The organism is Glycomyces sambucus (genome assembly GCF_900102815.1).
Taxonomy (GTDB): domain Bacteria; phylum Actinomycetota; class Actinomycetes; order Mycobacteriales; family Micromonosporaceae; genus Glycomyces; species Glycomyces sambucus.
The window spans coordinates 856,327-878,485 of sequence record NZ_FNGF01000001.1 but is presented as its reverse complement, the minus strand read 5'-3'; the positions used below and the strand labels follow the sequence as shown (position 1 = coordinate 878,485).

15 protein-coding genes and 1 pseudogene are annotated in these 22,159 nt (G+C 71.5%); 13 read left to right on the top strand and 3 right to left on the bottom strand.

Annotated features, from left to right (window positions below; all coding sequences use genetic code 11):
• Nucleotides 1–38: 38 nt before the first annotated feature.
• Nucleotides 39–2,579 carry an aminopeptidase N gene (gene pepN, locus BLS99_RS04090; RefSeq protein WP_091043904.1) on the bottom strand — a complete coding sequence of 847 codons (2,541 nt, stop codon included), beginning with the start codon at nt 2,577–2,579 and terminating at the stop codon, nt 39–41.
• 105 nt (nt 2,580–2,684) lie between these two features.
• Here pepN and BLS99_RS04085 point away from each other — a divergent pair, with 105 nt between their 5' ends.
• From BLS99_RS04085 to pyrE, 6 genes are all read left to right on the top strand, one after another.
• A complete protein-coding gene (locus BLS99_RS04085) occupies nt 2,685–3,890 on the top strand; it encodes a DUF1015 family protein (RefSeq protein ID WP_091043902.1) in 1,206 nt (401 codons plus the stop codon).
• An 11-nt stretch (nt 3,891–3,901) separates the two neighbouring features.
• Nucleotides 3,902–4,369, top strand: coding sequence for a ribose-5-phosphate isomerase (locus BLS99_RS04080; RefSeq protein ID WP_091043899.1), 468 nt, complete (start codon nt 3,902–3,904; stop codon nt 4,367–4,369).
• A 121-nt stretch (nt 4,370–4,490) separates the two neighbouring features.
• Entirely contained in the window at nt 4,491–4,913 is a 423-nt protein-coding gene (locus BLS99_RS04075) for a hypothetical protein (RefSeq protein WP_091043896.1), read from the top strand.
• Between the two features lie 121 nt (nt 4,914–5,034).
• Nucleotides 5,035–6,660: a serine/threonine protein kinase gene (locus tag BLS99_RS04070; RefSeq protein WP_091043893.1), complete on the top strand. Its 1,626-nt coding sequence runs from the start codon at nt 5,035–5,037 to the stop codon at nt 6,658–6,660.
• A gap of 219 nt (nt 6,661–6,879) precedes the next feature.
• Complete coding sequence (locus tag BLS99_RS04065; protein WP_091043891.1) at nt 6,880–7,758, top strand: phytanoyl-CoA dioxygenase family protein; 879 nt, start codon at nt 6,880–6,882, stop codon at nt 7,756–7,758.
• Between the two features lie 25 nt (nt 7,759–7,783).
• A complete protein-coding gene (pyrE, locus tag BLS99_RS04060; protein ID WP_091043887.1) occupies nt 7,784–8,317 on the top strand; it encodes an orotate phosphoribosyltransferase in 534 nt (177 codons plus the stop codon).
• Nucleotides 8,318–8,367: 50 nt separating this feature from the next.
• On the opposite strand, the gene BLS99_RS04055 is transcribed toward pyrE, so the two are convergent.
• Together BLS99_RS04055 and BLS99_RS04050 are read right to left on the bottom strand one after the other, a co-directional pair.
• A complete protein-coding gene (locus BLS99_RS04055; protein ID WP_091043884.1) occupies nt 8,368–10,170 on the bottom strand; it encodes a Stk1 family PASTA domain-containing Ser/Thr kinase in 1,803 nt (600 codons plus the stop codon).
• A gap of 47 nt (nt 10,171–10,217) precedes the next feature.
• Nucleotides 10,218–12,434: a HelD family protein gene (locus BLS99_RS04050; RefSeq protein ID WP_218126225.1), complete on the bottom strand. Its 2,217-nt coding sequence runs from the start codon at nt 12,432–12,434 to the stop codon at nt 10,218–10,220.
• A 258-nt stretch (nt 12,435–12,692) separates the two neighbouring features.
• Here BLS99_RS04050 and BLS99_RS04045 point away from each other — a divergent pair, with 258 nt between their 5' ends.
• The 7 genes and pseudogenes from BLS99_RS04045 (at nt 12,693) to hrpA (ending at nt 21,970) form a co-directional block, all read left to right on the top strand.
• Nucleotides 12,693–14,225, top strand: a complete 1,533-nt coding sequence (locus BLS99_RS04045) for a sodium-dependent transporter (RefSeq protein ID WP_091043879.1) — start codon at nt 12,693–12,695, stop codon at nt 14,223–14,225.
• Entirely contained in the window at nt 14,222–14,335 is a 114-nt protein-coding gene (locus BLS99_RS25525; protein WP_143034678.1) for a methionine/alanine import family NSS transporter small subunit, read from the top strand. Before BLS99_RS04045 ends, BLS99_RS25525 begins: the two co-directional genes overlap by 4 nt.
• Before the next feature lie 217 nt (nt 14,336–14,552).
• Nucleotides 14,553–15,140: pseudogene (locus BLS99_RS04040) on the top strand (lytic polysaccharide monooxygenase auxiliary activity family 9 protein); the annotation flags it as partial.
• Nucleotides 15,126–15,362: a carbohydrate-binding protein gene (locus BLS99_RS27580; protein WP_342761255.1), complete on the top strand. Its 237-nt coding sequence runs from the start codon at nt 15,126–15,128 to the stop codon at nt 15,360–15,362. The pseudogene BLS99_RS04040 and the gene BLS99_RS27580, both read left to right, overlap by 15 nt.
• A 314-nt stretch (nt 15,363–15,676) precedes the next feature.
• Nucleotides 15,677–17,266, top strand: a complete 1,590-nt coding sequence (locus BLS99_RS04035; protein ID WP_091043871.1) for an ABC-F family ATP-binding cassette domain-containing protein — start codon at nt 15,677–15,679, stop codon at nt 17,264–17,266.
• A gap of 183 nt (nt 17,267–17,449) precedes the next feature.
• On the top strand, nt 17,450–17,977 hold the full coding sequence (locus BLS99_RS04030) for a hypothetical protein (RefSeq protein WP_091043869.1): 528 nt from the start codon (nt 17,450–17,452) through the stop codon (nt 17,975–17,977).
• A gap of 75 nt (nt 17,978–18,052) precedes the next feature.
• A complete protein-coding gene (hrpA, locus tag BLS99_RS04025; RefSeq protein ID WP_091043865.1) occupies nt 18,053–21,970 on the top strand; it encodes an ATP-dependent RNA helicase HrpA in 3,918 nt (1,305 codons plus the stop codon).
• The last annotated feature ends 189 nt before the right edge of the window (nt 21,971–22,159 follow it).

The following is a 22,159-nucleotide window of genomic DNA, read 5'->3' as shown; positions in this document are numbered from 1 at the left end:
CGTCCGCGGGCCGGTCCCGGAGCCCCGAGGAGGCGGTCCTACCCGCGCGCGTCGAGCTCCTGGCCCCGCAGGGCCCGGGCGGTGTCGGCGCGGCCTTCGGCGACGCCGCGCTTGACCGGCGCGGGCCGGTCCTCGGCGAGCCACGCGTCGAGCACCGCGATCGTCTCCGCGTCGATCAGGTTCGACGGGAACGCGTACTTCGAGTACTCCACGGCCTGCTGGGCGCCCAGCTTCTCCCACAGCTCCGGCACCGCGTCCAGGTACGGGCGCAGGTACGGGCGCACGAGGTCGGCCTGGTCCAGCGGCGCGAACCCGAGCATCGAGGAGCGGCGCACGTAGTTCTCCGAGGACGGGTCGACGATCCGCTCCCAGGTGCGCTGCTTCGCCTCCGCGGTCGGGACCACGGCGCGGGCGATGAACGAGAGGCGCTTGCCGTCGGCGGTCGAGTCGCGGTCGAGCTCGGCGTCGATCGCCTCCTCGTCGACGGTGCCCGTCGCGACCAGCACGGTCAGCAGCGACCAGCGCAGGTCCGCGTCCACCGCGAGGCCCTCGGGCACGTCCGCGCCCTCCAGCCACCCGGCGATGCGGGCGAGGTCGGCCTCGGAGCGGGACGCCGACGCGTACGCCTTCGCCCAGGACCGCTGCGGGTCCGAGCCCGGCGCGGCCGTCTCCATGGCGGTCTTCGCGGCCTGCGCCCACTGCTCGCGCAGCCCGGCGCGCTTGGCCGGGTCGGCGTAGGCGAGGGCGCCCGCGACCTGGCGCTGCGCGACGGTGACGATGTTGATGTCGTCCTCGGCGGTCAGGCTCCGGCAGCCCAGCTCCACGAACTGCGACGCGTTCAGCTCGGCGTCGCGGAGCATGTCCCAGGCCGCGGCCCAGATCAGGGCCCGCGCGAGGGAGTCCTCCAGCGCCGAGGTGTGCGCGACCGCGGTCGCCAGGCTCCGCTCGTCGAGGCGCAGCTTCGCGTAGGTGAGGTCGTCGTCGTTGAGCAGCAGCAGGTCCGGCTGCTTCACGCCCGCGAGCTCGGGGACCGGCGTGGACGCGCCCGTGACGTCGACCTCGATCCGGTCGCGGCGCACCAGGGCGCCGCCGTCGAGGTCGTACAGGCCGATCGCGATCCGGTGGGTCCGGTGCGTCGGGTGCTCGGCGGGGACCTCCTGGGAGACCGCGACCGAGGTGTAGTTCCCGTCCGCGTCCACCGCGACCTCGGGGCGCAGGGTCGAGACCCCGGCCGTGCGCAGCCACGTGTCCGCGAAGTCCTTGAGCGCCTTGCCCGAAGCGGCCTCCAGCTCGCCGAGCAGGTCCGAGAAGACCGCGTTGGAGAACTGGTGCTTCTGGAAGTACGCGCGCAGGCCCGCCAGGAACGGGTCGATGCCGACGTAGGCGACCAGCTGCTTGAGGATCGAGGCGCCCTTGGAGTAGGTGATCCCGTCGAAGTTCGCCTGGATCTCCTCGGTGTCGCCCGCGGCGGTGTACACCGGGTGCGTCGTCGGCTGCTGGTCGGCGCCGTAGCCCCAGTTCTTGCGCGCCGACAGGAACGTCGTCCACGCGCCCGAGAACCGGGTCGCCTCGACGTTCGCCCAGTGGCTCGCCCACTCCGCGAACGACTCGTTCAGCCACAGGTCGTCCCACCAGCGCATGGTGACGAGGTCGCCGAACCACATGTGCGCCATCTCGTGCAGGATGACGTTCGCGCGCTGCTCCAGCTCGAAGTCGGTGACCTGCGAGCGGAACAGGAACGACGCCTCGGCGATGGTGATGCAGCCGAAGTTCTCCATCGCGCCGAAGTTGTACTCGGGGGCGAAGACCTGGTCGTACTTGGGCAGCGGGTACCGCACGCCGAAGTGCTCGTGGAAGTGGTCGAAGCCCTGCCGCGTCACCTCGAAGACCCCCTCGGGGTCCAGGTGGTCCTTCATGGACTGGCGGCAGTACAGGCCCATGTCGATGCCGTCGTGGACCTCGTGCACCCCGAAGTACGGGCCCGCGCAGATCGCGGTGATGTACGGGCTCATGCGCACCGAGGTCTCGAAGAGCGTGACCTTGGTCTGGATCGCCTCGATGTCGGTCTCGCTCGCCGCGGGCATGTTGGAGATCACCTTCCAGTGCCCGGGCGTGCGCACCTGGAACGTGAAGGTCGCCTTCAGGTCCGGCTGGTCGAAGCAGGCGTACACGCGCTGCGCGTCCGCGACCTCGAACTGCGAGTACAGGTAGGTCTCCTTGTCGACCGGGTCCACCATGCGGTGCAGGCCCTGGCCGTCGGTCGAGTACGCGCAGACCGCGTTCACCACCAGCTCGTTGCGCGCGGCCAGCCCGGTGATGCGCAGGCCCGCCTTCGGGTCGAACGCGGTGATGTCCACCGGCTCGCCGTTGAGGAAGGCGTCCTCGATGCGCTCGGCCGCGATCTCGATGAACGTCTCCGCGCCGGGTTCGGCGCAGTCGAAGACCACCGCGGTCCGCGAGCCGAAGGTGTCTCCCCGCTCGTGCCCGGTGAGGTCGAGCTCCACGGTGTAGGAGTCCACGGTGAGCAGCTCGGCCCGCCGCTCGGCCTCGTCTCTGGTGAGAATGTGCGTCGACGGCACGATGCCTCCAGCGTCTTGGGTTCGGATATGAAAGAAGTGTGTCACATCCCGAGAGTTCACTCGGCGGCCACGGGCGCCGCGAACACGGTCGATTACGCTCGGGGCGTGACTGCTGCACACCCGATCGATCTGGCCTGGCTCTCCACCGGAGGCACGGGCGCGAAGAACTACGACGAGTTCCCCGACGAAACCGAGATCACTCGGATCATCGAGGCGAACCCGGCGTCCATGCTGGGCGTCGAGATGCCCGCCCACACGCCCGAGGCGGTGGCCGCCGGACTCGGCTTCGAGGCGTCCCTGCCGGCCGCGGCCGAGCGCCTCGGCGCGCTCAAGGACGCCGGCCGGTTCGCCGCGTTCGGCGACGTGGCCGTGGCCTACCGCATCTCCGGCGGCGAGGAGCCCGTCGCGTACGGCGTGTTCTGCCTGGTCGACACCGCCGAGATCTCCTCCTCCGCGGAGGAGCCCGGCAAGGTCATCCGCAACGAGGACGTCTTCATCGAGAAGGTCAAGCAGCGCAACGAGCTCAACCAGCTCCTGCGCCACCTCCTCAGCCCCGTGCTCCTGCTCCAGTCCTCCAAGGGCGAGGAGCTGCACGCCGCGGTCGCGGCCGCGATCGCCGGCGCCGGGGCCCCCGTGGCCGCCGACACCGACGAGTCCGGCCGCGTCCACGAGGTCTGGGCGATCGGCGGCGAGGCCGGCGAGGAGCTGGCCGCGCTGGCCGGGGACGGCGACCTCATCGTCGCCGACGGCAACCACCGCTCGCTCGCCGCGCAGGTCGGCGGGCTCGACCGGTTCCTGGCCGTCATCACCACGCCCCAGTCGGTCGTCATCCGGCCCTACCACCGCCTCGTGAAGGGCCTGCCGGGCTCCGCGTCGCAGCTGGTCGAGCAGATCGGCCAGATCGGCGCCACGGTCGCCGAAACCGACGGCCCGCCCGAGACGCCCGCCGCGGGCGGCACGGTCGTCATGTACGGCCAGGGCCGCACCTGGGAGGTCTCCTTCGGCGACCGCGACGGATCGGTGGTCGACAGGCTCGACCACACGCGCGTCGAGCACGAGGTCTTCACCGCGCTCCTGGGCTGGGACGCGGGGGACAAGCGCATCACGTACGTCGGCGGCGACTACCCGGCCTCGTGGCTCGCGGCGCAGGTCGACGCGGGCAAGGCCGACCTGGCGATCCTCATCGCGCCGGTCACCGTGCCCGACTTCATCGACGTGAACCTCCAGCGGCTGAAGATGCCGCGCAAGTCGACCTGGTTCGTGCCCAAGGCCCGCGCCGGTCTCGCCATCGCCGAGCTCCCGAAGGGCTAGGGTCTGTCATCGTGCGCATCTATCTCGGCTCCGACCACGCGGGCCTCGAACTCAAGGACCACCTGGTCAAGCACCTGTCCGGCCGCGGCTTCGAGGTCGTCGACGTCGGCCCGCACTCGTACGACCCCGACGACGACTACCCGCCGTTCTGCCTCCACGCGGCCTCCCGGGTCGTCGCCGATCCCGGCAGCCTCGGCATCGTCGTCGGCGGCTCGGGCAACGGCGAGCAGATCGCCGCGAACAAGGTCCCCGGCTGCCGCGCGGCCCTGGCCTGGAGCGTGGAGACCGCGAAGCTCGGCCGCCAGCACAACGACGCGAACGTCGTCGCGATCGGCGGGCGCATGCACTCCCTCGACGAGGCGACCGCGTTCGCGGACGCGTTCGTCGACGAGCCCTTCTCCGGCTCGGAGCGCCACCAGCGCCGCATCGACATGCTCACGGCCTGGGAGTCCACTCACGAGCTGCCTGAAATCCCTTAGGGCGCAACAGGATCGAACGCGAAGGCCCGGGTTCCGGCCCGGGCCTTCGCGTTTCCGGCAACCGGGAGGATTCGGAAGATCGCGCCTGGAGTTATTGGACGGGTGTCGGTATCGTCAAACCATGTCTAAGGGTCTTCGCGTTCTCCTCCAACTCCTCCAGGTCGTCGGCCTGCTGGGGACGCTCCTCCTCCTCGCCGCCTCCGTCGCCTGGCACCTCGCCGACCTCGACTTCACCGGCTTCGCCGAGGACGCCCCGCTCGAGCAGTGGGCCGTCGGCTTCGGGGTCCTCACCGTCGCGCTCTCGCCCGCGCTGTGGTCCCTCGCCCGCTCCGGCGGCGCCGCCCCCGCGGCCGCCTCCTCCGGGAGCTACGACCGCGCCGTCCCGGCCCCGTCCTCGCCCGCCGCCCCCGGCAAGCCCGGCGGCGTGTTCGAGCCGATGAACCCCGCGGCCGCCCCCGCGCCGCCCGCCAGCTCCTACGGCCAGCCCGCAGCGGGCTTCGGGTCCCAGCCGCAGGGGGAGAGCCCCTGGGGGGCCGGCCGCTGATCCCGGGCCGCCTCCGAAGCGTTGCTGAGATGATGCGTACAACCGGCCCTCCGGGGACCGCGAAGGGTGGATTCCGGGCGTTACGCTATGGACTCAGCCTGAATTCGCGAAGGACCTACCAATGTCGAACGCCACCGTTGACCTCGTCTGCGGCCCGGCCGACCCCCTCCCGGGGTCAGAGCAGAGCTACCGGCTCACCGGCCTGCTCGGCTCGGGAGGCCAGGCCGACGTGTACCAGGCCGTGCGCGTGTCGGCGGGCATCTCCTCCGCGCCCCTCACCGTCAAGGTCTTCCGGCCGAACCCGCAGGACACCCGCGAGCACCAGTTCCGCTCCTGGGACAAGGGCGACGCCGTCCTCATGGACCTCCACTCGCGCAACGTCGGCTCGATCTGCCGCCGCATCGACGCGTTCTACGGGCGCGCCCCCCACCCGTCCGGGCGGCCCCCGCAGGGCGACCCGATGCCGTTCCAGGTCCTCGAATACCTCCCCGGCCACGACCTGCGCCAGCTCCTGTCGCAGCGGATCGGCCGCGTCGACGCCGCCCGGACCCTCCGGTCGGTGCTCGACGTCATGAACGCCATGCACCACCCGCCGGTCGGCGCGCACCCGGTCCTGCACATGGACCTCAAGCCCGCCAACGTCATCATCGGCCCGGACGGGTCGGCGAAGGTCATCGACTTCACCGGCGCCCGCTACCACACGCCCGCGCACCTGACGACGATCGCGTACACGCGCGAGACCGCCGGCCCCGAGGCCCACCAGGGCACCGTCGGCCCGGCCTACGACGTGCACGGCTTCGGCTCGATCGCGTTCTACCTGGTCACCGGCGCGACGGCCCGCACGGACTCGCCCGGCCAGGAGCAGAGCGTCCCGTGGGCGCGGCTGCGCCGCCACCCGGTCCTCGAATCGAACCCGCGCCTGCGCGAGCTGCTCACCGCGCCGCTCGACGACAACCCCGATAACCGGCCGCGCACCGAGGAGCTGCCGCGCTGGATCAGCGAGCTCGCCGCGGTGGTCTCGCGCGCGAACCTGCCCGACCTCGGCGTTGACTGGGGCCACCAGGTCGGCGGCCCCGCGGACGCGACCCGGCGCCTGGCGCCCGGCGCGGACCGCACCCGCCGCATGGACGCCCCCGCCGCGATGGGCGTGCCGCCCACCCAGGTCGTCCCGCAGTCGCCGCCGCCCTCCGGCACCCGGATCATGGACGCCGGCCCGGCGCCCGAGAAGCAGCCGATCTCCGGCCGTGTGCGCGTCCCCGACCAGGGGTCGTTCTCGCCCGGCCGCTCTGCGGGCCCGGCCGAGCGCCGCGGGCCGCTGCCGCGGCTGCGCCTCGCCACCGACCCCGAGGAGCCCAGCGAGCGCCAGCTCGCCGAGCAGGACCGCCACCCGCTGCTCGGCCCGCCCGGCTCGCTCGCGAAGGGCTTCGAGCTGTCGGTGATCGGCGGCCTGTTCTCGCTCATCATGTGGCTGCTGCGGGTCGTCACCACCGGCCTGGAGACGCTCCAGAACCAGGTGTTCAGCTACCTGTTCGTGCTCGCGGTCGCCATCGGCCTGTTCTTCCTGGTGCGCATCGCCGGGGGCATCCTGTGGGGCCGCTGGCTCCACGCCAAGCGCAAGTCCGCGCGCCTGGCGCACCTCGTCACGGGCGTCTTCCTGTTCATGGTCGGCATCGACTACCTCGGCGAGCTCGACTGGGACTTCCTGTCGTTCGACTTCACGTGGATCTCCGACCTTTTCGGACTGTGACAGTCCGTCCGAATAGCGATGAATCCCCGTTTTTCTCCCAGTTCTCATCGAACTTCGAGAATTTCTCCAGCGCTCCTGAAGCGATGAGCCCTACGATTTCCCGTAATGAGCGCCGCCGGACGCTTGCCTGAGCTTTCCAAGTCCGACGGTGCAACCAACACGGGTGGGCCGCGCGTCTCATGGACGACAACACCCCCTGGATACCGGAAAGGCATTGAGATGACCGCAGTGACATCGGTCGGTGCCGCAGCACTGAGTCCCGAGCAGCGGGAGGCGTTCGACCGGGACGGCTACCTCATGATCCGCGGCGCCCTCGACGCCGACGAGATCAAACGGTGCTCCGACGCCCTCGACAGGGTCTACGAACTCGAGCGGGAGGCAGGGCGGCTCAGCCCCGAGGGCGCCATGCACCGCCTCGACGCCGTCACCTCCTGCCCGGAGCTCGCGTTCCTCCTCAACCACCCGCGGACCTTCCACTACGTGTGGTCGATCCTCGGCTGGAACTTCCACGTGTACCACTCCCATGTGGACAAGCACCCGCCCATCGCCGGGAAGCGCCCCTTCCGCTTCGAGTGGCACCAGGACGGCGGCCGGCAGAACCGCGAGACCGAGACCGAGCCGCGCCCGCGCCTCTCGGTCAAGCTCGCGTACTTCTTCACCGACCTCTCCGCCGAGGGCCGCGGCAACACCAAGATCATCCCGGGCTCCCACAAGTGGAACTCGATCGACGGCCCGCCGCGCCGCGACATGGAGTGGCCCGACCCCGAAGGCGCCATCGAGGTCACCGGCAACGCCGGCGACGTCATGTTCTTCGACCGCCGCATCTGGCACGCCCGCAGCGACAACTACTCGGACCTGACCCGCAAGGTCGCGTTCTTCGGGTTCACGCCGCGCTGGATCCGCGCCCGCGACCTCGTCGACGACCTGCCGCAGCAGTCCTGGTGGAACGACCTCGACCCGGTGCAGCAGCAGCTCCTCGGCGGGCACGCGCCCACCGGCGACCACGGCTGGGGCCACTGGCCGAAGGAGACGCCGCTGTACAACTGGCTGGCCGAGCGTGACCTCCTCGACCCGTCCTACCCGCCGCTGCGCCCGTAGCGGCGGAATCTGGCACGCTGAGCGCATGAGCCACCACGACCTCGCCCGCGACATCTTCGACCGCTCGCACCTGACCGGCGAGTTCACGCTCCGGTCCGGTGTGGTCGCGCACGAGTACTTCGACAAGTACCTGTTCGAGTCCGACCCGGTCCTGCTGCGGCGCATCGCCGAGGCGCTCGCGCCCCTGGTGCCCGCGCACGGCGTGGACGCGCTGGCGGGCCTGGAGACCGGCGGCATCCCCATCGCGGTGATGCTGTCGCAGGTGACGGGCCTGCCGGCCCTGTTCGTGCGCAAGGAGGCCAAGACCTACGGCACGTGCCGCCTGGCCGAGGGCGGCGAGGTCGCGGGGCAGCGCCTGTTCATCGTCGAGGACGTCGTCACCTCAGGTGGCGCGGTCCTCGACGCGGTCGGCGAGCTGCGCAACCGCGGCGCGGTCGTGGAGCAGGGCGTGTGCGTCATCGACCGCGAATCGGGCGGGCTGAAGAACCTGTCCGACATCGGGATCGACCTCAAGGCCCTGTTCACCATGACGGAGCTCAAGGCCGCGGGCGCGCGGTAGCGGACGAAAAGGGGCCGGACGCGGAGGCGTCCGGCCCCTTTCGCATTGCCTCACCTGGCCCAGAGCCAGATCTCGGAGCCCTTCGGGTGGTCGGTGCCGGCGTCCAGGGACTGGTCGAAGACCGTCCCGGTGAACCAGATCTGCGCGGTCTTCACCGTGAACCCGAGCGCCTCCAGCTCCTCGGTGGCGTCCTGGATGTCCTTGCCGACCACGTCAGGGACGGTGACGGGCTCGGGCCCGTCGCTCACGACGAGGTCGACCTCGTCTCCCGGCCCGGCGGGTGCGTCGGCCGCGGGGCTCTGCTCGATGACCGAGCCCGCGGGGATCGAGTCGCTGTGCCGGTTCGCGACCTCGCCGACGACCAGCTCCTCCGCTTCCAGCGCGGCGCGCGCGTCGGTCTCGGCCAGTCCCACCACGTCGGGGACGTTCAGCGGCGGGAACCCGTCGGAGACGAACAGCACCACCGACGAACCGGACTTGACCTCTTCCCCGGCGGGCGGATCGGTGCGCGTCACCTCGCCCGCGTCCGGGAACTCGGTGCTGTACTCGTGCTCCACGGTGACGTCGGCGTCGAAGGCCGCCAGGGCCGCCATCGCCTCCTCCTCGCTCTTGCCGGCGAGCTCGGGCACCGGGAACCGCTCGGGCCCCAGCGAGACCACCACGGTGATCGTCGCGCCCTGCCGGATGCGGTCGCCCACCTCGGGGTCCTGCGAGACCACGCCGCCGAGCGGCACCGACGAGCTGTACCCGTCGACCAGCTCCACGTCGAAGCCCCGCTCCTCGGCGTAGGCCGCGACCGAGTCCCGGTCCTGGTCCAGCAGCGACGGCGCGGACGTGTACCGGCCGATGCCGATCCACCACCCCGCCGCGGCCACCGACACCAGCAGGACCGCGATGAGTCCCAGCGTCACCAGCGCCTTCCAGTTCCGCTGCGGCCGCGGGTGGTCGACGACCATCGTCGTCTGCACGGCCCTGGTCGGGCGCGGCACCTTCCCCGTCGAACCCGGCACGTGGCCCAGGTCCACGGCCTGGAGCCGCCGCAGGAACGCCCCCGCGTCGACCGGCCGCTGCCCGGGCTTGCGCGCCGCCGCGGCCACGACCAGGCCCGCCAGGCCCTCGGGCACATCGGGCGCCTTGAGCTGCGGGGACGGGACGTCCTCCTCCACGTGCCGGCGCGCCACCGCGCCCGAGTCCGGCCCGTCGAACGGGACCTCCCCGGTCAGCAGCTCGTACAGCACGATCGCGGTCGAGTACACGTCGCTGGCGGTCGTCGCGGGCTTCCCGCCGACCAGCTCCGGCGCGACGTACGCGGCGGTCGCCACCAGCGGCCCGCCGGTCTCGCGGTCGCCGTGGACCGCCTCGGCCAGGCCGAAGTCGACCACCTTGACGCGGTCGCCGCGGCCGCCGTTCTTCAGGAGGATGTTCTCGGGCTTGATGTCCCGGTGCACCAGGCCGGCGTCGTGCGCGGCCTGGAGCCCGTCGAGGAGCTGCGCGCAGACCTCCACGGCCTCCTCGATGCGCAGGCGCCGCCGCCGGTTGAGCAGGTCGCGCAGGGTCGTCCCGGGCACGTACTCCATGACCACGTACGGCAGGCCCTCGTGGACCCCTTGGTCGAAGACCGCGACCACGTTCGGATGCGACAGCCGCGCGATCGTCCGCGCCTCGTGCGCGAACGCCTTGAGGTCGAACCCGTGCGCCCGCCCCGCGGTGATCATCTTCACCGCGACGGTGCGGTCGAGCCGCTCGTCGTGCGCCTCGTACACATCGGCCATGCCCCCCTGGGCGATGAGCCGACGCAGCCGGTAGCGCCCGTCGACGAGCGCGCCGGTCAGGTCCCCGGTCGTCGTTGTCAACCCGCACCTCCTACACCTGGTGACAGTGTAAAAGCTTGGGGCGACCTCTACAGGACCTCGGCGCCGGGGAACACCGGTTTGTCGGGCGCCACAACACCGAGCCGCTTCGTGGCCCGCGTCAGCGCCACGTACAGGTTCCGCAGCCCCGTCGCCGCCACCGCGTCAGGGTCCACCACGATCACCGAGTCGAACTCCAGGCCCTTGGCCTGCTTCACCGTCAGCACCGCCGCGTCCGCGATCCCCGCGAGCCCCGCGGCCCGCTCCGCTGTCGTCACCACCGCCACCGAGCCCTCGCCGACGGCCCGCTTCTCGGCCGCGACCTGCTCCTCCACCACCCGGTCGAGGTGCTCGCCCGCGACCTCCAGCCACGGCTCGTGCCCCGACGCGCGCACCGAACGCGGCCGCGGCGCGTCGACGCCGATCGCGTCGAGCACCCGCACCGCGACGTTCATGATCTCCTTCGGCGTCCGGTACGACACCGTCAGCCGCTCGACCCGCCAGTCCAGGCCCCAGCCACCGAACACCTCGGCCCAACTGGAAGGCGCCGAAGGGCCGGCGGCCTGCGCGAGGTCCCCGGCCACCGTGAACGACCGCGTCACGCACCGGCGCAGCAGCGCCCGCCACTCCATCGGCGACAGCTCCTGCGCCTCGTCCACGATCACGTGCCCGAAGATCCACCGCCGGTCCGCCGCGGCCCGCTCGGCCACCGACACGAACCGCTCGTCCACCTGCCGCTCACCGAGCCAGAACTCGTCGATGACGTCCGTGGCCTGCAGCAGCTCCGACTCCTCGTCCTCGAAGTCGAACGACGCCGACCCCGCCGCGATCGTGAGCACGTCCTGCGCGTACGCGATCTGCTCCGCGCTCGGCCCGCCCGACCGCAGGCCCCGGTCCACCTCGCCCAGGTGCTCGGCGGCCTCGTCCAGCAGCGCCACGTCCGCCTCGCTCCACCCGCCCGGGCGGCGCAGCAGCAGCGCGCGCTCGTCCCGCTTCAGCACCGCCGCGGCCGACGCGATCCGCTCCCGCGACGCGAACAGGTCCTCCAGCAGCTCCTCGGCCGACAGCTCCGGCCACAGCTCCTCGATCTGGCCCCGGATCACCGCGTCCGAGGCGATCTCCACCGCGAACTGCGCCCGGTCGGCCAGACCCAGCAGGTTCTCCCCGCCGAGCGGGTCCTCCCCGATGACGTCCGCGTACTGGGTCGCGAGGTCGGCGATGACCCGCTTGTGGAACGTCTCGCGCGCCTCGTTGTGCGTCAGCCCCGTCTCGCGGGCCGCGTCGCGCGCGGCCGTGATCTTCTCGGGCCGCAGCCACAGCTCGTGCCCCTCGAAGTCCACCGGCAGCGGCTCGCGCGGCACCACCTGGCGGTCGGCCACCGCGCTGGCGATGACCCCGGCCATGACGGCCCGGCCCTTGACGGCCGCCACCGCCTCGGTCTCGGGCCGGTCGGCGACGATCCCGGGGACGAGCTGCGCGGGCGTGCGCAGCAGCACGTCGGTCTCGGCCAGGCCGGGGAGGACGTCGGAGATGTACCGCAGGAACTGCCTGCCGGGCCCGATGATGAGCACGCCCTGGCGCTTCAGGCGCTCGCGGTGCTCGTACAGCAGGTACGCGGCCCGGTGGAGCGCGACGGCGGTCTTGCCGGTGCCCGGCGCGCCGTCGACGATCATGACGCCCTCCAGGGGCGCGCGGATGATCCGGTCCTGCTCGGCCTGGATCGTGGCGACGATGTCCTTCATCGCCCCGGTCCGGGCCGCGTCGAGCGCGGCCATGAGGGCGCCCTCGGACCCGATCGACGAACCGGAGTCGGCGGCCGCGTCGAGGTCCAGGACCTCGTCGTTGAGCGAGCGCAGCCGCCGGCCCTTGGTGTGCAGGTGGCGGCGGCGCCGCACGCCCGCCGGGGACGCGGCGGTCGCCAGGTAGAACCGGCGCCCGGCCTCCGAGCGCCAGTCCACGAGCAACTGCTCCCCGCCCTCGGCGTGGACGCCGATGCGCCCCAGGTACATCGGGGCCTCGGCGGGGTCGATGTAGTCGAGGCGCCCGAAGCACAGGCCCTCCTCGACCGCGTCGAGGAGCGCGATCCGGCGCCGGTACAGCAGGGTCTCGGCGTCCCGCTGCGAGCGCTCCTGGTCGTTCTCCACGTGCCGGCGCCCGGCCTCGCCGAGCCGCGCGGCGGCCTCGTCGCGGAGCCGGTCGACCCGGGCGTAGAGCCCGTCCAGGCGGGTCTGCTCGGCCTTGGCGGCAGGAGTGATGGCAGCGGACACGGCTCTCCTCTGGTACGGAGCGGACTGGATTGGGGGCGCAGACGGTGCGCTGGAGTGCCCCCGCCGATGGACGGCTCGCCGAATGCGCCGTGCCGATCGCGGTGGAACTGATCAACCTTACCGCCGCCCGGGCCGCTCCGTCTCGTTCCGGGACAGGGCCCCTCATGACCTCACCGACACCGCCCCCGACCTTCGCGCGACCGTTGGTTACGGTATAGGCCGTTTTGAGTGCCCCTTGGCGTGACTGGAGAGACGCAAATGGCAAGAGAGCAATGGGGGAGCAGGGTCGGGTTCATCCTGGCCGCCGTCGGCTCGGCCCTCGGGCTCGGGAACATCTGGCGCTTCCCCGGCGTCGCGTACGAGAACGGCGGCGGCGCCTTCCTCGTCCCCTACCTCGTGGCGCTGTGCACCGCGGGCATCCCGCTCCTCATCCTGGAGTTCACGATCGGCCGCCGCTACCGCGGCTCGGCCCCGGTCGCGTTCCGCCGCATCCACCGCAACGCGGAGTTCCTCGGCTGGTGGCAGGTCGCGATCGCGATCGTCATCGGCGTCTACTACGCCGTCATCATCTCGTGGGCCGCGTGGTTCGCGTGGTTCTCGATCGGGCGGCAGTGGGGCGAGGACCCCGAGCGGTTCCTCATGGCCGACTTCCTCCAGGCCGGGGACCTGTACGACTTCGGCACCTGGCTGCCGGGCCTGGGGATCGCGCTCGCACTGGTGTGGGTGGCGACCCTCGCCGTGATCGGCGCGGGCGTCAAGAAGGGCATCGAGGCGAGCAGCAAGGTCTTCATCCCGCTGCTCATCCTCCTGTTCGGCGCGCTGGTGGTCCAGTCGCTCACCCTCGACGGCGCCGTGGACGGCCTGAACGCGTTCTTCACGCCCGACTGGGAGGCCATCCGCGGCCCGCAGGTCTGGCTCGCGGCCTACAGCCAGATCTTCTTCACCCTGTCGGTCGGCTTCGGCATCATGATCACGTACGGGTCCTACCTCAAGCGCAAGTCCGACATCACCACCTCCGCGTGGACGGTGGGCATGTCGAACTCGTTCGGGGAGATCCTGGCCGGCATCGCGGTGTTCGCGGTCCTCGGCTTCCTCGCGTTCGAGACCGGCGTGCCGATCGACGAGCAGTCCTACCAGGGCGTGGGCCTGGCGTTCATCGCGTTCCCGGCGATCATCAACACGCTGCCGTACCTCGCGGGCCTGTTCGGGGTGCTGTTCTTCCTCTCGCTGGTGGTCGCCGGCTTCGCCTCGCTCATCAGCGTGGTCGAGGTCCCGGTCGCCGCGGTGGAGGACCGCTTCGGCTGGAGCCGCAGGAAGGCCGTCGCGATCGTCGGCGGCGGCATGGCCCTCGTCTCGGTCGCGCTGTTCCCGACGGTGAACGGCCTCATGCTGCTCGACGTCACCGACTACTTCATCAACAACTACGGCATCGCCGTGGCCGCCCCGGCGAGCATCATCGCCGTGGTGTGGGTGCTGTGGAAGTGGAAGGAGCTGCGCGACAACGCGAACGCCACCTCGGTGTTCAAGGTCGGCCCGATCTGGGTCACCTGCCTGGGCGTGGTCACGCCGCTGGCGCTCACGGTGATCCTGTTCCTCAACGTCCGCGACCTCGTGACCGCCGGCCCCGGCGACGCGAACGCGGCCTACCACCAGTACCAGGCGTTCGGCTGGGCCGTCGCGGGCGGCTCGCTCGCGTTCGCGGTCGTCATGGCGCTCCTGCTGCGCCGCAAGGAGACCCCGCCGTTCGTCACCGAAGAGGAAGCCCGCGAAGCCGAGGAGGCCGCCCGATGAGCGCAGGTGCCGTCACGATGCTGGTGATCTCGATCCTCGTCGTCGGCGGGGGCCTCGTCGCCTCCGCGATCACGCTGATCCGCAACCCGGAACCGTCTGAAGAGGACTGATCGTCCCGGACGGCGGCCGCGCACGGTTCGTGTGCGGCCGCTTTCGTTTCCGTGCGAAACCCCGACATCCCACGGAAAAGCCCGAAAAACCGCGACCGACCCTCTTGTGTCGCACCGCACAAACTGTTAGGTTACTTTTTAATTCATGTCGTCGCAGGTAGGAAGTGTTACGACATTGAAGGGAATCGCTGAACCCAACCCTTGATGGGAGACGACGATGCGCAAGTCGCGCAAGATCATCCTGTCCATCGCCGGAGCCGCGACCCTCGCGGTGTCGGCCTCCATGGCCGCCTTGGCCTGGGGCCACGGCTACACCTCCGACCCCCCTTCCCGCTCGGCGCTCTGCGCCAGCGGCGAGGTCACCAACTGCGGGAACATCTCCTATGAGCCGCAGAGCGTCGAGGGCCCCAAGGGCTTCCCGGCGGCCGGCCCCGTGGACGGCGAGATCTGCTCGGGCGGCAACGACCCGTTCGCGCAGCTCGACGACCCGCGCGGCGGCAACTGGCCCACGACCTCGGTGAGCGCCGGTCCGAAGACCTTCACGTGGACCATGACCGCGCGCCACTCCACCGCCACGTTCGACTACTACATCACCAACTCGAGCTACGACCCGGCGCAGCCGCTCACCCGCTCGGACCTCGGGCTCACCCCGATCGCGTCGTTCAGCATGGGCGGCGCCCAACCCGACCACACCATGACCCACACGGTCACGCTCCCCTCGCGCACCGGCCAGCACCTGGTCCTCGCGGTGTGGAACATCGCCGACACCGCGAACGCCTTCTACTCCTGCATGGACGTCGAGTTCAGCGGCGGCGGCCCGGGCGACCCGTCCGACCCGCCGACCACGACCGACCCCGGCACCGGTGAGGGCTGCTCGGCCGGCGCCTGGGCCGCCGCCTCGGTGTACACCGGCGGCAGCAAGGTGACCCACGAGGGCGCGGCGTACACCGCCTCCTGGTGGACCCAGGGCGAGGAGCCCGGCACCACCGGCGAATGGGGGGTCTGGAAGCGGACCTCCGACTGTTAACCGACCGCACCGGGCCACGGGCCGTCCGATCCACCCTCCGGTGTCGGGCGGCCCGTGGCGCGCGTCTCGGCTTCCCGCAGACCGCTTGACAGTCCCTCCGATGCGCCGCTACCGTTGTCCCCGTCCTTGTTCCCGACGTTAGGCACTCACTTGAAGCTCTAGGTCGTAGACATCGCGCCGCCACGTCTCTGCGCACGTGCACGGTGTGTCTTCGATCGAGAGGGTGCCCATTTCCGGGGATGAATCCTTTTCCGCCGTTCAGGCGCGATGTCTCTCATGTGATCCCGTTTCGCAACTCACCTGAGAGAGGTCTCATGACCACCTATATCAACGTCCAGCAGCTGCGCTTCGCCTGGCCGGAGGGCGAGCGCGTCTTCGACGGCGTCGACGTCGTCTTCTCCGACGGCCGCACCGCCCTCGTCGGCGACAACGGCACCGGCAAGTCCACGCTCATGCGCCTGACCGCGGGCCTGCTCCGGCAGGAGTCCGGGTCGATCACCGCGTCGGGGCTCATCGAGTACCTGCCGCAGGAGCTGCCGCTGCGCCTCGGCGACACCGTCGCCGACCTGCTCGGCATCGCCGACAAGCGGCGGGCGCTCCTGGCGATCGAGTCCGGCGACCCGGGGGAGGAGCACTTCAACGCCATCGGCGACGACTGGGACTTCCTCGACCGCTCCCGCCTGGCCCTCGACGAGCTCGGCCTCGACCACATCGGGTTTGAGCGGACCGTCGCGACCCTGTCCGGCGGCGAGTCGATGCTCGTCGGCCTGGCCGGTCGGCTCGTGCGCCGCCCGGACGTGCTCCTGCTCGACGAGCCGTCGAACAACCTCGACGCCACCGCCCGCAAGCACCTGTACCAGGCGATCCGCCGCTTCAACGGCACGCTCGTGGTCGTCAGCCACGACCGGGCCCTCCTGGAGCACGTCGACGCCGTCGCCGAGCTCTACAAGGGGCGCATCCGCGTCTTCGAGGGCAACTACAGCGCCTACGAGCAGATCGTCGCCGCCGAGCAGGAGGCCGCGGCGCGCGCCGTGCGCGACGCGAAGCAGGACCTGACCCGGCAGAAGAAGGAGCTGGTGGCCACCCGCATCCAGAACGACAAGGGCGCGTCCGCGTGGAAGCGTGAGCGCGACCGCGGCGGCACGCCGAAGATCCTCCTCAACGGCAAGAAGAACGCCGGCGAGGTCTCGTCCGCGAAGATCCTCCTGTCCAAGCAGGAGGACGTGGCCGAGGCGCGCGAGCGCCTCGACGCGGCCGAGGACGCCGTCCGCGACGAGGGCGGCATCAGCGTCGACCTGCCCGAGACGAACGTCTCGACGCACCGCGAGATCGCGGTCGTTAAGGGGCTCAAGGTCGGCGAGATCTACGGCGACGGGGTGGGCCTGCACCTGCGCGGCCCCGAGCGGGTCGCGGTCACCGGCGACAACGGCTCGGGCAAGACCACGCTGCTGCGCGCGGTGGCCGAGGCGGCGCGCGTGCCGCACGGGTTCCTCACGCAGCGCCTGGAACTGCTCGACGAGGACGCGACGGTGCTCGACAACGTGCGCGCCGCCGCGCCCGAGGCCCCGCAGTCGGTCCTGCGGACCCGCCTGGCCCGCTTCGGGATGCGCGGCGACGCGGTGTTCCAGCGGGTGGGGACCCTCTCGGGCGGCCAGCGGCTGCGGGCCGCGCTCGCCACGGTCCTGTCCTCCCAGCCCGCCCCGCAGCTCCTGCTGCTCGACGAGCCGACGAACAACCTCGACATGTCCTCGATCCGGCACCTCCAGCAGGCGCTGACCGCGTTCGAGGGCGCGCTGGTGGTCGTCAGCCACGACGACGCGTTCCTGGAAGGGCTCGGCCTCACCCGCCGGGTGGCCCTGGTCCGCGGCGAGGGCATCGCCGAGGACGTCCCGGTCGCGGCCTGACCCGCACCGCCGCGCCCGGTCCTGCGACCGGGCGCGGCGGCCGTGGACCCGCAGCCGCTCGCGGGAACGCGCGACCACGGACCCGGTTCGCGCGTCCGGTACCCGCCGGACACGGCGCGCGAATCCCGGCCCGGACGCCCGGGCGGCCCGATACTGGTCGGGCCGACCGATGAAGGAGCGCCCATGCCGAACCGCCGAGTCACCGCCAAGGCCGCCGCGATCAGCGCGGCGGCCCTCCTCGCCGCGGCCGCCGCCGCGTGCGGCGACGACGACCCCGACGCCGAGGACGCGGCCGACCTCGGCGGCTCCTGGACCGCGAACCTGACCACCACCGCCGAATGGGCCGCGGTCTACCCCAACGGCCACGGCACCGTGAACGCCACCTCCGACGACGGCACGAACGTCCAGCTCACCGCCGTCGGCCTCGGCGACTCGGTCGAGTACACCGCCCACGTCCACGACGGCGAGTGCGACGACAACCCGCCCGGCGGCGGCCACTGGCTCTCGGACCCGAACGGCGAGGACGCGGCCGGGAACATCGTCGAACTGACGTTCACCACCTCGGCCACTGGCGTCGGCGAGACCACCGAGTCCAGCACCCTCGCCCTCGACGACCGGGCCGAGAGCGTCGTCGTCCACGCCCCCGACGCCGTCGTCCAGGCCCAGGGCCTCACCGGCGACCGGGTCCTCTGCGGCGACCTGGAGGACTGAACCCCCGACCGGCGCCACAGCCGCCGTTAATGCATGGCGCGCAGCGGTGCCGCCCGCGTATCCTTGCCTATCGTCATGCCCAGCAGCGTCCCGAAATCCCGTCCCAGCCTGCACGAGCGCGTCTCCGCGCTGCGCACGGCCGATCAGCGCGCCCTCCGGCGCCGCCTGCGGGAGGCCCGCGAACTCGAAGGCCCCGCCCGCGGCGAGGCGTTCGCGAAGATCGAGGCCGACGTCGAGTCCAGGGAGGCCGCGCTGGCGGCCCGCGCCGCCGGCGTCCCGAAAATCGTCTACCCCGAAGAGCTGCCCGTCTCGCAGCGCAAGGACGACATCCTCGCGGCGATCCGCGACCACCAGGTCGTTATCATCGCGGGCGAGACCGGCTCGGGCAAGACCACGCAGATCCCGAAGATCTGCCTCGAACTCGGCCGCGGCGTGCGCGGCATGATCGGCCACACGCAGCCGCGGCGCATCGCGGCCCGCGCGGTCGCCGAGCGCATCGCCGAGGAGCTCGGCTCCCCGCTCGGCGAGGCCGTCGGCTGGAAGGTCCGCTTCACCGACCAGGTCTCGGACAAGAGCTACGTCAAGCTCATGACCGACGGCATCCTGCTCACCGAGATCCAGCACGACCGGCTGCTCAGCGCCTACGACACGATCATCATCGACGAGGCCCACGAGCGCAGCCTCAACATCGACTTCATCCTCGGCTGCCTCAAGCAGATCCTCCCCAAGCGCCCCGACCTCAAGGTGATCGTCACCTCCGCGACCATCGACCCCGAGCGCTTCGCGAAGCACTTCGCCTCCGGCGAACAGGGGCGCAGCGGTACGGAGGCGAAGCCCGCCCCGATCCTCGAGGTCTCCGGGCGCACCTACCCCGTCGAGATCCGGTACCGGCCCCTGCGCAGCGAGGAGGGCGAGGAGGACCGCGACCAGACCGACGGCATCCTCGACGCCGTCAACGAGCTCTCCCGCGCCGGCGACGGCGACATCCTCGTCTTCCTCTCCGGCGAGCAGGAGATCCGCGACACCGCCGACGCCCTGGAGAAGGCCAAGCTCCGCCACACCGAGGTCGTCCCGCTCTACGCGCGCCTCTCCGCCGAGGAGCAGCACCGCGTGTTCCGCCCCCACACCGGGCGCCGGATCATCCTCTCCACCAACGTCGCCGAGACCTCCCTGACCGTCCCCGGCATCCGCTACGTGGTCGACGCCGGGTACGCCCGCATCTCCCGCTACTCCGCCCGCACGAAGGTCCAGCGCCTCCCCATCGAGGCGATCTCCCAGGCCAGCGCCAACCAGCGCGCCGGCCGCTGCGGCCGCGTTGCCGAGGGCATCTGCATCCGCCTGTACTCCGAGGACGACTTCAACGCCCGCCCGGAGTTCACCGACGCCGAGATCCTGCGCACGAACCTCGCCTCCGTCATCCTCCAGATGACCGCCGCGAAGCTCGGCCGCGTCGAGACGTTCCCGTTCGTCGACGCCCCCGACTCGCGCAACATCAAAGACGGCATGGACCTCCTGGTGGAGCTCGGCGCGCTCGAAGACGTGCGCGCGGGGGAGCGGCGCCTGACCAGGGCCGGGCGCGACATCGCGCGGCTGCCGATCGACCCGCGCCTGGCCCGCATGATCCTCCAGGCCCGCGACGAAGGCTGCGTCCGCGCGGTCGCCGTCATCACCGCCGCGATGTCGATCCAGGACCCGAAGGAACGCCCGGCCGACAAGCGCGCCCAGGCCGACCAGTCCCACGCCCGGTTCAACGACCCGGACTCCGACTTCTCGGCCTTCCTCAACCTGTGGCGGTACCTGGAGGACGAGCGCCGCTCGCGCTCCTCCAGCGCGTTCCGGCGCATGTGCAAACAGGAGTACCTGCACTACCTGCGCATCCGCGAGTGGCAGGACCTGGTGCGGCAGATCCTCGGCGTCCTCAAGAGCCTGAAGATCCCCGTCGAGGACCCGGACCTCACCCCCGACCCCAAGCGCGTGCACACCGCGCTGCTCTCGGGGCTCCTGTCCCACATCGGCGTCAAGGAGGCCGACACCCGCGAGTACCTGGGCGGGCGCAACGCGAAGTTCGCGATCTTCCCCGGCTCGGGCCTGGCGAAGAAGCAGCCGCGCTGGGTCGTCGCGGGCGAGCTGGTGGAGACCAGCCGCCTGTGGGGCCGCGTGTGCGCCAAGATCGAACCCGAGTGGGTCGAGCCGATCGCGCAGCACCTCGTCAAGCGCACCTACTCCGAGCCCCACTGGTCCAAGCGCTCCGGGGCCGTGATGGCGTTCGAGCGCGTCACGCTCTACGGCGTCCCGATCGTGGCCCGCCGCAGCGTCAACTTCGGCCGCATCGACGTGCCCCTCAGCCGCGAGCTGTTCATCCGCCACGCGCTCGTCCAGGGCGAGTGGGAGACCCACCACAGGTTCCTCGCCGACAACCTCGCGAAGATCACCGAGGTCGAGGAGCTGGAGAGCCGCGTCCGCCAGAGGGGCCTCCTCGCCGACGAGCAGACCCTCTTCGACTTCTACGACGAACGCGTGCCCGCCGACGTCGTCTCCGGCCGCCACTTCGACTCCTGGTGGAAGAAGCAGCGCGACAAGACCCTCCTGGACTTCGACGAGGCCCTGCTCCTGGGCGACCGCGCCGAGGCCGTCGACGAGGGCGACTACCCCGAGGTCTGGACCTCCGAGGGCGCCGACCTCGAACTCGACTACGAGTTCGAGCCCGGCTCGGCCCGGGACGGCGTCACCGTCGCCGTCCCGCTGCCCGCGCTCCAGCTCCTCGACCAGGACGCGTTCACCTGGCAGGTCCCGGGCCTGCGCGCCGAGTTCGCCGAGGCGCTCATCAAGAGCCTCCCGAAGTCCCTGCGCCGCAGCTTCGTCCCGGCCCCCGACTTCGCGAAGGCCGCCGTCGCCCGCATGGCCCCGGCCCCCGGCCGCCCCATGATGGCCGCGCTCGCCGACACGCTCAAGTCCATGACGAACGTGCACGTGCCGTTCGACGCCTTCGACCTCGCCAAGGTCCCCGGGCACCTGCTCGTCACCTTCCAGGTCAAGGACGAGGACGGCGCGGTGCTCGCCGAGGGCAAGGAGCTCGGCGCGCTCCAGCGGCAGCTCGCCCCCAAGACCCAGGAGGCCGCCGCCGAGGCGTTCGACCTGGAGCGCACCGGCCTCAAGACATGGGACTTCGACGCGCTGCCGAAGCTCCACGAGACCCCGCGCAAGGGCTACACCGCGAAGGCGTACCCCGCGCTCGTCGACGAGGGCGCCACCGTCGGCGTCAAGGCGTTCCCCGACCCCGCCTCGCAGGCCGCGAACATGTGGGCCGGCACCCGGCGCCTGCTGCGCCTGAACTGCCCCGACCCGCGCCTGAAGGACGCCCTCACCCGCAACGAGCAGCTCGCGCTCGCCACCGGGCCGTACGCGAACGTCGACGCGCTCCTGGCCGACTGCGTGCGCACCGTCCTCGACAAGGTCCTCATCGAAGGCGGCGGCCCGGCGTGGGACCGCGCCGGGTTCGAGGCGCTGCTGGGGCGCGCCCGCCCCGAGGTGGCCGGGGAGTCCCCGGCCGTGGCCCGCAAGGCCGCCGCCGTGCTCACCGAGACCCGCGAGGCCGCGCGCCTCCTGGAAGGCAAGTTCGACTTCACCATGCTCGCGGCCATGAGCGACATGCGCCGCCAGCTCGAAGGGCTCACCGGCACCGACGGGTTCGTGGGCGCGACCGGCTGGTGGCGCCTGGACGACCTGCACCGCTACGTCAAGGGCATCGCCTACCGCGCCAAGCGCGTGGTCGCCGACGTGGCCGGCGACAAGGGCAAGATGGACGTGATCCACTCCCTCGAGGCCGACCGCGACGCCCTCGCGCGCTCCCGCCCCGCGGCGCTGCGCTCCGGTGAGGGCCGCGAGGTCCGGTGGATGCTCGAAGAGCTCCGGATCAGCTTCTTCGCCCAGCAGCTCGGCACCCGCTACCAGGTCTCCGAGAAGCGCATCAGGAAGCTCCTCCAGACCCTCTAGCCCCAAGATGCGACAGACGTTCGCAAAAACGGTCCACTTGTCGGACCCAGGGTGCATGATCGATCTCCGGCCTGTGAAACACGCCGCGCCGAGGTGATGCCAACTGGGCGTCAATCTGACATCATGAGAGCTGGCGCTCCCAGCGCCGCGGAGACCAGCACCCGCCCGGTGCACGCCACCGGGGCACAA

Excerpts from the sequence above, each read along its gene's own strand:
- BLS99_RS04075 (WP_091043896.1), top strand. The coding sequence starts at position 4,491 with ATGTCTAAGGGTCTTCGCGTTCTCCTCCAACTCCTCCAGGTCGTCGGC.
- BLS99_RS04070 (WP_091043893.1), top strand. The coding sequence starts at position 5,035 with ATGTCGAACGCCACCGTTGACCTCGTCTGCGGCCCGGCCGACCCCCTC.
- BLS99_RS04065 (WP_091043891.1), top strand. The coding sequence starts at position 6,880 with ATGACCGCAGTGACATCGGTCGGTGCCGCAGCACTGAGTCCCGAGCAG.
- pyrE (WP_091043887.1), top strand. The coding sequence starts at position 7,784 with ATGAGCCACCACGACCTCGCCCGCGACATCTTCGACCGCTCGCACCTG.
- BLS99_RS04045 (WP_091043879.1), top strand. The coding sequence starts at position 12,693 with ATGGCAAGAGAGCAATGGGGGAGCAGGGTCGGGTTCATCCTGGCCGCC.
- BLS99_RS25525 (WP_143034678.1), top strand. The coding sequence starts at position 14,222 with ATGAGCGCAGGTGCCGTCACGATGCTGGTGATCTCGATCCTCGTCGTC.
- BLS99_RS27580 (WP_342761255.1), top strand. The coding sequence starts at position 15,126 with ATGGACGTCGAGTTCAGCGGCGGCGGCCCGGGCGACCCGTCCGACCCG.
- BLS99_RS04035 (WP_091043871.1), top strand. The coding sequence starts at position 15,677 with ATGACCACCTATATCAACGTCCAGCAGCTGCGCTTCGCCTGGCCGGAG.
- BLS99_RS04030 (WP_091043869.1), top strand. The coding sequence starts at position 17,450 with ATGCCGAACCGCCGAGTCACCGCCAAGGCCGCCGCGATCAGCGCGGCG.
- hrpA (WP_091043865.1), top strand. The coding sequence starts at position 18,053 with ATGCCCAGCAGCGTCCCGAAATCCCGTCCCAGCCTGCACGAGCGCGTC.